Source organism: Micromonospora sp. WMMD1082 (assembly GCF_029626175.1).
In the GTDB taxonomy this organism is placed as follows: Bacteria; Actinomycetota; Actinomycetes; order Mycobacteriales; family Micromonosporaceae; genus Micromonospora.
The window spans coordinates 5,541,108-5,553,419 of sequence record NZ_JARUBM010000002.1 but is presented as its reverse complement, the minus strand read 5'-3'; the positions used below and the strand labels follow the sequence as shown (position 1 = coordinate 5,553,419).

General features: G+C 70.1%; 11 protein-coding genes and 1 pseudogene. 4 read left to right on the top strand and 8 right to left on the bottom strand.

Annotated features, from left to right (window positions below; all coding sequences use genetic code 11):
- Positions 1-6 precede the first annotated feature (6 nt).
- The 3 genes and pseudogenes from O7615_RS25525 to yidC all read left to right on the top strand — a co-directional run.
- A complete protein-coding gene (locus O7615_RS25525) occupies positions 7-777 on the top strand; it encodes a hypothetical protein (RefSeq protein ID WP_278180327.1) in 771 nt (256 codons plus the stop codon).
- A 37-nt stretch (positions 778-814) separates the two neighbouring features.
- A complete protein-coding gene (locus O7615_RS25520; RefSeq protein WP_278180326.1) occupies positions 815-1,096 on the top strand; it encodes a DUF6412 domain-containing protein in 282 nt (93 codons plus the stop codon).
- Positions 1,097-1,211: 115 nt separating this feature from the next.
- Positions 1,212-1,985 (top strand): annotated as a pseudogene (gene yidC / locus O7615_RS25515) (membrane protein insertase YidC); the annotation flags it as partial.
- Positions 1,986-2,050: 65 nt separating this feature from the next.
- Here the strand turns inward: yidC and O7615_RS25510 are convergent.
- The 4 genes from O7615_RS25510 to O7615_RS25495 are packed head-to-tail and all read right to left on the bottom strand — an operon-like array spanning position 2,051 to position 7,607.
- Positions 2,051-4,405: a glycoside hydrolase family 3 N-terminal domain-containing protein gene (locus O7615_RS25510; RefSeq protein ID WP_278180324.1), complete on the bottom strand. Its 2,355-nt coding sequence runs from the start codon at positions 4,403-4,405 to the stop codon at positions 2,051-2,053.
- Positions 4,406-4,441: 36 nt separating this feature from the next.
- On the bottom strand, positions 4,442-5,308 hold the full coding sequence (locus O7615_RS25505; RefSeq protein WP_278182226.1) for a carbohydrate ABC transporter permease: 867 nt from the start codon (positions 5,306-5,308) through the stop codon (positions 4,442-4,444).
- Positions 5,305-6,300, bottom strand: coding sequence for a sugar ABC transporter permease (locus tag O7615_RS25500; RefSeq protein WP_278180323.1), 996 nt, complete (start codon positions 6,298-6,300; stop codon positions 5,305-5,307). Before O7615_RS25500 ends, O7615_RS25505 begins: the two co-directional genes overlap by 4 nt.
- Positions 6,297-7,607 (bottom strand): extracellular solute-binding protein, encoded by a 1,311-nt coding sequence (locus tag O7615_RS25495; RefSeq protein WP_278180322.1) that lies wholly within the window; start codon positions 7,605-7,607, stop codon positions 6,297-6,299. The genes O7615_RS25500 and O7615_RS25495 overlap by 4 nt, the downstream gene beginning before the upstream one ends.
- Positions 7,608-7,748: 141 nt before the next feature.
- Here O7615_RS25495 and O7615_RS25490 point away from each other — a divergent pair, with 141 nt between their 5' ends.
- Positions 7,749-8,828: a LacI family DNA-binding transcriptional regulator gene (locus O7615_RS25490; protein WP_278180321.1), complete on the top strand. Its 1,080-nt coding sequence runs from the start codon at positions 7,749-7,751 to the stop codon at positions 8,826-8,828.
- Between the two features lie 127 nt (positions 8,829-8,955).
- Here O7615_RS25490 and O7615_RS25485 read toward each other — a convergent pair whose 3' ends face one another.
- From O7615_RS25485 to O7615_RS25470, 4 genes are read right to left on the bottom strand one after another with little or no spacing between them, the layout of a single operon-like run.
- Positions 8,956-9,834, bottom strand: coding sequence for a PmoA family protein (locus tag O7615_RS25485; protein ID WP_278180320.1), 879 nt, complete (start codon positions 9,832-9,834; stop codon positions 8,956-8,958).
- Positions 9,831-10,454: a hypothetical protein gene (locus tag O7615_RS25480; RefSeq protein WP_278180319.1), complete on the bottom strand. Its 624-nt coding sequence runs from the start codon at positions 10,452-10,454 to the stop codon at positions 9,831-9,833. The genes O7615_RS25485 and O7615_RS25480 overlap by 4 nt, the downstream gene beginning before the upstream one ends.
- Positions 10,438-11,322, bottom strand: a complete 885-nt coding sequence (locus tag O7615_RS25475) for a carbohydrate ABC transporter permease (RefSeq protein ID WP_278180318.1) — start codon at positions 11,320-11,322, stop codon at positions 10,438-10,440. The genes O7615_RS25480 and O7615_RS25475 overlap by 17 nt, the downstream gene beginning before the upstream one ends.
- On the bottom strand, positions 11,322-12,305 hold the full coding sequence (locus O7615_RS25470; protein ID WP_278180317.1) for a sugar ABC transporter permease: 984 nt from the start codon (positions 12,303-12,305) through the stop codon (positions 11,322-11,324). Before O7615_RS25470 ends, O7615_RS25475 begins: the two co-directional genes overlap by 1 nt.
- Between the last annotated feature and the right edge of the window lie 7 nt (positions 12,306-12,312).

The window sequence follows — 12,312 nt, the reverse complement described above, 5'->3', positions numbered from 1 at the left end:
CTCGGGATGGGTGCGTTGCGCAGGCCGTTCCTGCTGCTGGCCATGCTCGCCCTGGTGCTGGCGGTCGGCGTGGAGATCGGCGCCGGCCTGCTGCTGGGCGGGAGCGACGCGGGCGCGGCGCTGACCGGCAGCGCCGACGATCTCGGCGTGGACGTGGGCGACGTGAGCGGGGTCAGCGAGCCGTCCGGGCGCGGCACCGGCTACCTGGCTCTGATCGACGCGGTCGCGCTCTGGACCACCGGGCTGTTCTGCCTGGGTCTGCTGCTGCCCGAGCGGCTGCACGGCCGGATCCAGGGCGTCGCGACCCTGGTCTTCTCCATCATCCTGATCATCGTGGCGTTCCTGGCGCTGGTGTTCGCCTTCATCGAGCTAATGATCATGGTTTCGCTCTTCCTGGCCCCACCGTTCGGCACCCTGGCGTACCTGGCGCTGTGGGGGTTCTTCCCGGTCGGCGACGCCGCCGTGCTGCTCGGCCTCGTCCTGCTGCTCAAGCTCGCCTGGGCGGGGCTGCTGATCCTGGCCCAGCCGAAGTTCCTCCAGAACAAGGGCCTGGTCCTGCTGATCCTGACCAGCCTGCTCTGCACGGTGGTGCTGGAATTCCTGCACCACCTGGTGCCGGTGATCCTGGTGAGCATCCTCGACGACCTGGGCGCCCTCGTCTTCGCCGTCGTCGCGATCGTCTGGGCCGTGGTGCTGCTGATCGGCGCGATCCCGGCGATCGTCAAGGCGGTCCGGGCCACCGCCGCCCTCCGCGCCGAGCCCGGCCCGCACGGCTGAGCGGCCGGCGGGTGCGCCCGCCGGCTATGGTTGTCCCGTGATCGGGCTCGGTGTGCTCTGGTACCTCGTCGGCGTGCTGGCCGACGTGGGTGCGTCCAGCATGCTGTCCGGCACGGCCGCGGCGACCGGGGTGCTGCTCACCGTCGTGCTCGCCGCCTCGGCCCTGCTCCCGCAGGTGGTGGTCGATCCCGACCTGCGGATCACCCGCCGGGTCCTGCGCGAGCGGGCCCGGCGTACCGGCGTTCCTCGCCATCGCGACCCCGACGCTGCCGGTCGGGCCCGCCCCCGAGCCCCCACCACGACCCTCGCGGTCGCCTGAGCCTTCGCCTTCGCTCTTCTCCTGCCGCTCGACGGCGACCGCAGCCGAGAAGTTCCTGCTCGTTCTCAGTCGTAGGTCGTACGTCGAGGGGTTATCCATGTTCTTCAGTCCGCTGATGGCGGTGATCTACGGAGGCATCTCCGCGATCCTGCTGTTCTGGCACTCCGCCTGGCAACTGCTGTTCGGCGACGCAGCCACGCTGGGCACCACCTGGTCGTGGGTCCTGGGCATCGTCTTCCTGGTGCTCACCGTCCGGGCCGTCCTGTTTCCGATCTTCGTCAAGCAGATCAGGTCGCAGCGGGCCATGCAGGCGTTGCAGCCGAGGATCAAGGAACTTCAGGAGAGGCACAAGGACGACCCGGAGACCATGCAGCGGAAGCTCGTCGAGCTCTACCGCACGGAGAAGGCCAACCCGTTGATGGGCTGCCTGCCGATGCTGGTCCAGATTCCGGTGTTCCTCGGCCTGTTCCACGTGTTGCGGCACCTCAAGCCGACGATGCCGGAGCACATGAAGACGCTGTACGGCTGGACGGTCACCCAGTTCGACAGCGCGTCGTCCGCGACGCTGTTCGGCGCGCCCATCGCGGGCAGCTTCCGCTCCTCGGCGCAGGAGCTGGCCCTGCTCGGCGCCGAGGGCGTCACGGTGAAGGTGGTCGCCGCCGTCCTGATCGTCGCGATGATCGCGACGACGTACCTGAGCAGCCGGCAGCTGATCCTCAGGACCGGGTGGGCCGAGGACCCGCAACAGAAGATGGTGCAGCGGCTGATGCTCTACGGCATCCCGTTCTCGCTGCTCGTCTCGGGCCTGATCTTCCCGATCGGCGTGATCATGTACTGGGTGATCACGAACCTCTTCTCGCTCGGCCAGCAGACCTGGGTGCTGCGCAAGCAGTAGCCCGCACAGATCGTGGTACGTCGCGGCCCGCGACGTACCACGATCTACCGGTGCGGAGGTCAGCTGACCTGGGAGGTCGTCCAGCGGGGGGAGGCGGTGGTGACCGGGGTGGTGTCGCCGGTGAGGGTGGTCCGGGCCTGGGCGTGCCGGTGGGCGCTGGTGCCGACCCAGAGTTCGACGTCACCGGGTTCCACGACCCGGGTGAGCGTCCGGTCGGAGAAGGCCAGGCGGGTGGTGGGCACCGTCAGCTCGACCGTGGCCGACTGGCCCGGCTCCAGGTGGAGCCGGTGGTATCCGAGCAGCTGCGCCACCGGTCGGGTCACCGAGGCCACCAGGTCACGGCCGTAGAGCTGGACCACGTCGTCGCCGGCGACCGCACCGGTGTTGGTGACGCGTACGGTCACCTGCAGCGCCCCGTCGGTCGGCACCGTGGCGGGCACCGTCAGGTCGGCGTACTCGAACGTCGTGTAGGACAGTCCGTGGCCGAAGGGCGCCGCGGGCGTCGACGGCAGGTTGGTCACCTCGTTGCCCTCGCCGAGCGTGGGATGCAGGTAGGAGTACGGTTGCGCCCCCGCCGAGCGGGGCAGGCTGACCGGCAGCCGGCCCGACGGGTTGACCCGCCCGGAGAGCACGCCCGCGATCGCGCCGGCGCCCTCCTCACCGGGGAAGAACGTCTGCACCACCGCCGCGCACCGGGCCAGCGCCCAGTCGACCGCGTACGGCCGGCCGGTGAGCAGCACCAGGACGACCGGCGTACCCGTCGCCAGCACCGCCTCGACCAGGTCGCGTTGGACGCCGGGCAGCGCCAGGTCGTCCCGGTCACAGCCCTCGCCGACCGTGCCACGCCCGAAGAGACCGGCGTGGTCGCCGACGACCAGGACGGCGACGTCCGCGGCGGTGGCCGCCTCGACCGCCTCGTCGAAGCCGGACCGGTCGTCGTCGTCCACGGCACAACCGCGCGCCCAGCTGACGAGATCGCCGCCGAACTCGTCGCGTACCGCGTCGAGCACCGTCGGCACCGCGATGCCGGTCTCCACGTCGGGGTGCTGGACCAGGACGTGGTTGAGGAAGGAGTAGCAGCCGAAGAGCGCACTCTGCCGGTCGGCGTTCGGGCCGATGACCGCCATCCGCCGGCCGGCGGGCAGCGGCAGGGCGCCCTGGTTGGCGACCAGGACGAGCGACTCCTCCGCCAGGCGGCGGGCGATCGCGCGGTGCTCGGGCGAGTCGAGGTCGACCGCCTGCGGCGGCTCGTCGGTGAAGGTGGCGTCGAGCAGCCCGAGTTCCAGCTTCTGGCGCAGCACCCGCAGCACCGCCCGGTCGACGAGGGACTCGTCGAGCTTGCCGGCCCGCACCGTCTCGGCCAGGGTCAGGTAGGCGTCGCCGGTCGGCAGCTCGATGTCGACACCGGCGGTCAGCGCCTGCACGGCCGCCTGCGCGTGGTCGCCGGCGACGTGGTGCAGGAGGTTGAGGAACGCCACGCCGAAGTAGTCGGCCACCACCGTGCCGTCGAAGCCCCACCGGTCGTGCAGCACACCGGTCAGCAACGTCGGATCGGCGGCCACGGGCACCCCGTCGATCTCGGCGTACGAGTGCATCACGGAGCGCGCGTCGCCGTCGAGGATCGCCATCTCGAACGGCGGGAGCAGCACGTCGGCCAGCTCCCGGGGGCCGGCGTGCACCGGGGCGAAGTTGCGCCCGGCGCGCGAGGCGGAGTAACCGACGAAGTGCTTCAGCGTGGCGTGCACGCCCTGGGACTGCAGGCCACGGACGTACGACGTGCCGATGGTGCCGACCAGGTACGGGTCCTCGGCAATGCACTCGTCGACCCGGCCCCAGCGCGGGTCACGGATCACGTCGAGCACCGGGGAGAGACCCTGGTGGATGCCGAGTGCCCGCATCGACGCCCCGATGGCCGCGGCCATCTCGGTGACCAGGTCGGGATCGAAGGCGGCTCCCCACGCCAGCGGGGTGGGGAAGGTGGCGGCCTTCCAGGCCGAGAGGCCGGTGAGGCACTCCTCGTGCACGATCGCCGGTATGCCGAGCCGGGTGCCCGTCACCAGGTCCGCCTGGAACTTCCACAGCCAGGACGCCCGCGCTGCGGCGTCGACGGGGCGGGTGCCGTAGGCGCGGGTGAGGTGGCCGAGTCCGTGCCGGGAGAACTCCTCGAGCTGGCCGATGTCGCCGAACTCGCCCTGCAACGGTGCGACGGCCTCGCCCTCACCCTTCTCCCAGAAGCCGACGAGCTGCGCGACCTTCTCCTCGATCGTCATCCGACCGAGCAGTTCCCGTACGCGCGCCTCGCCCGCTGGCCCATACCGCTCGGGCCGGTCGGGTCGGACGGGCCGGTCCTGACCCGGACCTGTTGGGGCCGACACCGGTGCCGGCCCGCCCACGACTTCGTGGACCTCAGTCATGCTGTGCTACCCCTCTGTTGCTGGTGCCGCTGCCGCTCAGCCCTTGACGGCGCCCTGCAGGCCACCGACGATCTGCTTCTCGGCGAACGTGAAGAAAACTAGCGCGGGCAACATTGCCAGCGACGTGAAGGCCAGGATGCCCGCCGTGTCGGAGGTGTACTGGCTGGAGAAGTTCTGCACGCCCAGCGGCAGGGTGTGCAGGCTGGCGTCGCCGAGCACGAGCAGCGGCAGGAGGAAGGCGTTCCAACTCGTGACGAACGCGAGGATTCCGACGGTGACCAGCGCCGGCCGGGACAGGGGCAGCATGATGCGCCAGAGGAAGCCGATCCGACCGGTACCGTCGATCGCGGCCGCGTCCTCCAGCTCACGGGGAATGGCGGCGAGGAACGGTCGCAGGATCACGATCGTCAGCGGCAACGCGAAGGCGATCTGCGGCAGGATCACCGCGTAGTACGAGTTGATCAGGTTGAGGTCGCGCAGCATGAGGTAGAGCGGCAGGATCGCCGCACCGGCCGGGAAGAGCAGGCCGAGCGTGAAGAAGGTGTAGAGCACCTCACGCCCACGGAAGGTGTACCGGGCGAGCACGTACGCGGCGCTGACCCCGAGCATCACGACGCCGAGCGTCGTACCCAGGGAGACCACCGCGCTGTTGAACGCCTGCCGCCAGAAGTTGCTCTGCGTCAGCACCCGGACGTAGTTGTCCACCACCCACGGGTCGGGCAGCGCGGCCGGGTCCGCGACGATCTGCGGAGTGGTGCGGAACCCACCGATGATCACGTAGACCACCGGGGCGATCGACACGGCCGCGACCGCGAGCGCCAGCGCGTAGGTGAGCGGGTTGCCCCACGGCACCGGGCGGCGCTTGGCGCGCGGGGACAGGACGGCGTTCGCGGTCACGATCAGTTTGCCCTTCTGGTGATGGCGCCCTGGATGTCACGGCGGAGGAAGAAGCGCTGGAACAGCAGCGCCGCGACGAACGAGATGGCGAAGAGGATGACCGCCACCGCGTTGCCGTAGCCCCACAGCCGGGCGAAGAACCCGTTGTCCACCATGTACGTCGCCATGGTGGCCGACGCACCGAGCGACCGGACGGCGGGCACCGAGGTCACCCAGATCACGTCGAAGACCTGCAGCGAGCCGATCATGGACAGGAACATCCAGATCCGGATCGTCGGGCCCAGCAGCGGAAGCGTCACGTGACGCTGGGTCTGCCACCAGCTCGCACCGTCGATGGCGGCGGCCTCGTTGAGCTCCTGCGGCACGTTCGACAGGCCGGCGAGCAGCAGGATGATGGCGAAGCCGACGTACTTCCAGGTGAGGATGAACAGCAGCGTCCAGATGACGAGGTCGAGGTCGGCGAGCCACGCCTGCACGACGCTGCCCAGCCCGATCGACTCCAGCATCGCGTTGACCGTGCCGGCGTCGGCCAGCAGCAGCTTCCACATGATGCCGACGGTGACCTCGGCGAGCACGTACGGCACGAAGGCCAGCAGGCGGAACACGGTGCGCCCGCGGAAGTTGCGGTTGAGCAGCAGGGCCACGCCGAGAGCGATCGGCCCCTGAATCAGCAGCGACCCGAAGACGATGATGGCGTTGTTGCGCAACGCGTCGAGGAAGATCGGATCCTGGAAGGCGAGGACGTAGTTGTCGAAGCCGACGAAGTCCGTGGGCGGTCCGACCCCACGCCACCGGTAGAGGCTGTAGTAGAACGCGAAGCCCATCGGTACCAGCACGAACATCACGTAGACGGCCACTGCGGGTGTCGTGAGCCCGATGATCTCGTACCACTTGCGTCGGGTCTCGGCGGCCCGGTCCGAACGCCGGGCAGGCCGGAGGCCCGCCGGCGGCGCGGATGCGCCGCCGGCGAGGTCCAGGGTGGGGTTGGTCGACGTCACTTGCGCGCGGCCGCCTTCATGGCCTCGACAACCTGCTCGGGGGTGCCGTTGCCCGCGAAGATGGCGACGATCGCGTCGTTCATCGCGTTGCCGACGGTGCTGCCGAAGGCCGTGTCCAGCCAGAGCTGCACGTACGTCGCGCCGGTGGTGGCCTCCAGGATGGACCGCAGGGCGGGATCCTGGACGCCGTCCTCGGCACCCTTGGCGACCGGCAGGCCGGTGCCGGTCGCGGCGTAGCCCTTCTGCACCTCGGGGCTGACGAGGTACTTCAGGAACTCGACGCACTCGGCCGGGGCGTTCTTGGCACAGGAGAAGCCGTCGCCACCGCCGAGGGCCGCCGTCGGGTCGCCCGCGGACCCGGCGATCGCCGGCACCGGGAACCAGCCGAGGAACCCGGCGAGCGCCTCCTTGTCGGTGGTGACGGTGTCCAGGGTGCCCCGGTTCCAGTCACCCATCAGCTCCATCGCGGCCTTGCCGTTGGCGAGCAGGCCGTTGGCGCTGGTCGGGTCGTTCTGACCCGGCGTGGCGATGAAGTTCCGCTGGAACGGCTCGGTGTCGATGAAGGTCTTCAGGTCCTGGCCGGCCTTCACGAAGCACTCGTCGTCGAAGACGGTCTCGAGCGACGCCTTCCGCAGGGTGTCGACCGAGCAGGCGCGCAGCGCGAAGTTGTACCACCAGTGCGCGGCGGGCCACTTGTCACCGGCGCCGACGGCGATCGGGATGACGTTGATCGCCTTGAGCTTGGTGACGGCGTCGTTCAGCTCGTCGAACGTGGTCGGCGGTGCGGCGATGCCGGCCCGCTCGAACATGTCCTTGTTGTACCAGATGCCCTCGATGCCCATCCGGTACGGCAGGCCGTACTGCTTGCCGTCCACCGCCCAGATCTCGGTGGCGCCGCCGATGTTCTCGATCTCGGCCTTGGCCTGCTCGGTGATGTCCTTGAGGTAGTCGGCCTCCACCTGCTCGCGGATCTCACCGCCGCCCCAGGACTGGAAGATGTCCGGCGGGTCGTTGCTCAGCAGCGCGGCGGGGAGCCGGGTGCGCTGCAACTGGTTGGTCTCGATCCCCTCGACCTCGATCGTGACGGTCGGGTGGAGATCGGAGAAGTCCTTGGCGACCTTCGTCCAGTAATCCTTGCCCGGCCCGTCCTGGGAGGCGTTGTGCCACCAGGTCAGCGTCACCGGGTTCTTGAACAGATCCTCCTCGGGGGGAGCCTCGCTCTCGCCGCCGCCGCCGCATCCGGCGGCGAGCAGTGCTGTGGTAAGGGATAGTGCTAGGAAGGTGGTTGCACGACGCTTTATAGCCATCGGTGTCTCCTCGACTAGTTAGTCGGGTGCTCGGCCTGACGGCGAGTTTTACAGCCACGTAACCCTGTGTCAATCGGTGTCGATAACGTTTTCGACTCGCCTGCGATCAGGGCCGGATGGCCCTCTATCATCATCAACGTGGTGTTCCCGCAGCGTGTCAAGATGTCGGACGTGGCCCGCACCGCCGGCGTCTCCGTGGCAACCGTGTCCAAGGTTGTCAACGGCAGGTACGGCGTGGCGCAAGCGACCGTGGAGCGAGTCCAGCAGGTCATCCGCCAACTCGGGTACGAGGCCAGCCTGGGGGCGCAGAGCCTGCGCAGCCACCGCACGAACGTGCTGGGCATCCTGGTCGCCGAGTTCGAGCCGTTCTCGACCGAGCTGCTCAAGGGCGCGTCCACCGAGGTCGCCGGCACCGGCTACCAGCTGCTGGCCTACTCCGCCGGCGACGGCGCCGGAGCGGCCGTCGGCTGGGAACGCCGCTCGCTGGCCCGGCTGTCCGGAACGCTCATCGACGGGGCCGTGATCGTCACGCCGACCGTGGTGGAGACCAAGCAGGGATTCCACGTGGTGGCCGTCGACCCCCACACCGGCCCCTCCGGGCTGCCGACCGTCGACTCCGACAACTTCGCCGGCGCCGTGCTCGCGACCAGCTATCTGTTGTCCCTCGGCCATCGCCGCATCGGGCACATCAGCGGACGCCCCGACCTCGAGTCGTCACGCCTGCGTGAGGCGGGCTTCCGCAGGGCCATGGCCGACGCGGGCGTGCCGGTGGACGAGCGACTCGTGCGCGTCGGCGGGTTCCGGATCGAGAGTGCCGCCGGCACGGCGGCGGAGTTGCTCAGCCTTCCCGACCGCCCGACCGCGGTCTTCGCGGGAAACGACCTCTCCGCGATCTCCACGCTGGACGTCGCGCGGGGCATGGGCATCCGGGTGCCCGACGACCTGTCCGTGATCGGCTTCGACAACATCCCCGAGTCGGCGCTGGTCAACCCGCCGCTGACCACGATCATGCAGCCGATACAGCGGATGGGCGCCGAGGCGCTGCGCCTGCTCATCGACCTGATCGCCGGCGTCGAACGCGACACTCACATCCGGCTGCCCACCGAGCTGGTCCTCCGGGCGTCCTGCCGCCCACTCGGCCCCGCCGGGCTGCCACTCGACCCGGCCGGGCTTTCGCGGGTCAGCGACGCATCGAATTCCGTACGCCAGCCACAGGGCTGACGCGCCGGAGGCAATTTCTTCCACAATCGTGGATGTCACCGAGAATTGTCAAACCTGGGTGACAGTGCGCTTTCGAGGAGTAATGCCACCCTCCCCGGACCGTTTCCGCGCGGGCCGTTCCGCGCCGTCAGAGTCCGTCCGTCAGGGCGGCGGCGGTGGCGCGGTCGAGCGTCCCGTCGGCGACGATCACCCGGTAGTGGCCGTGCCGGCTGGTGCCGGCGGGGACGGTCGCGGTCTCGGCGAAGGCGAAGGCCGCGCAGACCCCCGGGTACATCGTGGTCCGCACGAACCACCGGTCCCCGGGCCCGAGACCGCTGAAGACCAGGGTGTACGCCCCACCCTCCGGTGCCCGCCCGCGCAGCGCCAGCCACGGCTGGTCACCGCCGTTGACCGCCTCCTCGCCGTCGGACGAGGCGGTGAACACCTCGGGTGGCTCGGCCGCCACGGCCCGCCAGAAGAACCCGCCGTAGCCGGCCCCGCCGGGGCGGCCGTTGGTGGCCGGGCTGCCCAGCGTGACATCGCGGTCGTCGGGCGCGGTGAGGGTGCTGGTGACGTCGAGCCGCCACGCGCTCCCCTGGCCGGGCACCGCCGAGGCGGCCAGCGTGCGCCGCTCGGCGAGCAGGATCCCCCCGGCGGGGTCGCACCAGTGCAGGTGGTGGTCGAGACGGTCGGGTGCCCGGTGCGCCCATCCGGTGTGCACGATCCGGCCGTGGTCGGCGCGCCAGGTGTACCCGACGTCGCGCACGTACGTCCGCCCGCCCCAGAGGTTGGTGCCGTCGACGTCCTGCACGGCCAGCGAGGCACCGAGGTGCCAGACGTGGTCGGCGGGCAGCGCATCGGTCACCGGGGTGCCGGCCAGCGTGCGCACCGGGTGCAGGTAGGGCCGGGGCCCGTGCGTCGCGTCGAGGTCGCGAGCGAGCACGTACCGGGCGACCGGCGTACCGCCGACGAGCAGGTGCGGATCGTCGCCGGCCGCGACCGGCCAGTGCGGGTCGGCGGCGGTCACGACAGCTCCACGCGGGTGACCGGCCGGCGGCGGGCCACGGCGTGCACGGCGGCCAGCAGGTAGCCGGCGAGGATCGGCACCGCGACCGGGGTGACCAGCACGCCGAGCAGCGTCGCGACCACCGTGGTGCCGGCCAGGGCGGCCCAGTGCGCCGGGTGGTCGAGGCAGGCGCGGGCGGCGCGGACGGCCGCCGACCGCCACCCGGTGCCACCGGTGCGACCCACCTCGACCACGATCGCGGCGGCGTAGCCGAGCAGGGCCGCCGCGACGGCGGTGGTGATGCCCAGCGCCACCGCACCGCCCGGCACCCGGCCGGTGGCCAGCGCGGCCAGGTCGGCGGCGAGCAGGCCGACGGCGGCGAGCCCGATCAGGGCCACCGGCAGGCCCGGCAGCAGGCCACGACCGAAGCGCGACAGCGTACGCCGCGCGGTCGGCCAACCGCCGGTGGCGAGCCAGTCGTGCACGGCCGCGCTGGCGGTGCCGATCGCGGCGCCGGCGGTCAGCACCGGCGCCGCGGCGAGCACGGTCAGGATGCCCAGCAACGCCAGGTCGGCGGCGTCGCGGACGGTGTCGCGCCAGTCGCGGCGCGGCTCGCGCCGCTCGTCAGCCCTTGAGTCCACTGGTGTTGATCCCCTCGACGAGCATCCGCTGGAAGGCGACGAAGAACACGAAGACCGGCAACAGCGACAGCACCGACATCGCGAACATCGGCCCGACCGCGCTCTGGCTGGTCGAGTCGATGAACAGGGTCAGCGCCACCGGGACGGTGTAGTCGCTCAGCTGGGACAGGAAGACCAGTTGCCGGAAGAAGTCGTTCCAGGTCCAGATGAACGAGAAGATCGCGGTGGTGACCAGGGCGGGCCGGCTCAGCGGCAGGATCACGTGCCGGAAGATGCCGAACGCGTTGGCGCCGTCGATCCGGGCCGCCTCGTCCAGTTCGCGGGGGATGCCGCGCATGAACTGCACCATCAGGAAGACGAAGAACGCCTCCGTGGCGAGGAACTGCGGGATCAGCAGTGGGAGGTACGGCCAGTCCCCGCCGACCAGGCCGAGGGTGCGGAAGAGGATGTACTGCGGCACGATCAGCACGTGACCCGGCAGCAGCAGGGTGCCGATCATCACGGCGAACCACATCCCGCGCAGCCGGAACCTCAGCCGGGCGAAGGCGTACGCGGCCAGCAGGCAGCTCACCGCGTTGCCGACCACGGTGAGCAGGCTGACCGTGGCGCTGTTGAGAAAGAACCGGCCGAAGCTGACGTCGAAGTTGTGCCACCCGTCGGTGTAGTTGCCGGGGGTGAACCGCTGCGGCAGCAGGCCGATGTTGTTGACGATCTCCTCCGGTGACTTGACGGAGGTCCCGATCATCCAGATCAGCGGGTAGAGCACAACCACAACGATGGCCAGCAGCACGACCAGCCGCAGCCAGGAACGGCTGCGCGGGCGGTGCGGGCGGGTCGCCGCGGGCGGGGCAACGGTGCTCGCCACCATCAGCGGTCCTCCCCGTCGGAGTAGTGCACCCAGAACCGGCCGGTGCTGAAGAAGATCGCCGTGATGATCGCGATGGCGATCAGGAACACCCAGGCCATCGCGGAGGCGTAGCCCATCTCCAGGTCGGTGAAGCCGGTGATGTAGAGGTTGAGCGTGTACATCAGGGTCGAGTCGACCGGCCCGCCGGTGCCGTTGCTGAGCACGAACGCGGCGGTGAAGCCCTGGAAGCCGTTGATGGTCTCCAGCACCAGGTTGAAGAAGATCACCGGGGAGAGCATCGGCAGCGTCACGTTGACGAACTGCCGGACCTTGCCGGCCCCGTCGACCGAGGCGGCCTCGTACAGTTCGGTCGGCACCTGCTTGAGCCCGGCCAGGAAGATCACCATCGGTGCGCCGAACTGCCAGATCGCCAGCACCATCAGCGTCTCCAGCGCCCAGTCCGGGTCGTTGACCCACGGCTTGCCCTGGATCCCGAACAGGGCAAGAAAGGAGTTGAACGCCCCCTCCCGGTTGAACATGTTCACCCAGACGATGGCCAGCGCCACGCTGCCGCCGAGCAGCGAGGGCAGGTAGAACAGGCCGCGGAACAGCCCGACGCCGCGCCAGGCCCGGTTGAGCAGCAGGGCCACTCCGAGCGCCGCGGCCAGCTTCAGCGGTACGGCGATGAGGGCGAAGCTGAGCGTGACCCGCACCGAGTGCCGCCAGGACGGATCGCTGGTGAACATGCGTTCGTAGTTGGCCAGCCCGATCCACTCCACCTCGGACCACGGCGTGAGGATGTCGTAGTTGGTGAAGCTGAGGTACAGCGACAACAGCATGGGTATCGCCGTGATGCCCATCAGACCGATGAGCCAGGGCGACAGGAAGACGTATCCGGCCAGACCTTCTCCGTGCCGGATCCGTCCGGTCCCGCGCCGTGTGGCGTCGGGCCGGACGGATCCGGTGCCGCGTCGGGTCGGGTCGGGCGCCGTGGTCAGGGCCACGAACTGC

Coding starts and splice junctions, on each gene's coding strand:
- O7615_RS25525 (WP_278180327.1), top strand. CDS start 7: ATGGGTGCGTTGCGCAGGCCGTTCCTGCTGCTGGCCATGCTCGCCCTG.
- O7615_RS25510 (WP_278180324.1), bottom strand. CDS start 4,405: ATGACTGAGGTCCACGAAGTCGTGGGCGGGCCGGCACCGGTGTCGGCC.
- O7615_RS25495 (WP_278180322.1), bottom strand. CDS start 7,607: ATGGCTATAAAGCGTCGTGCAACCACCTTCCTAGCACTATCCCTTACC.
- O7615_RS25475 (WP_278180318.1), bottom strand. CDS start 11,322: ATGGTGGCGAGCACCGTTGCCCCGCCCGCGGCGACCCGCCCGCACCGC.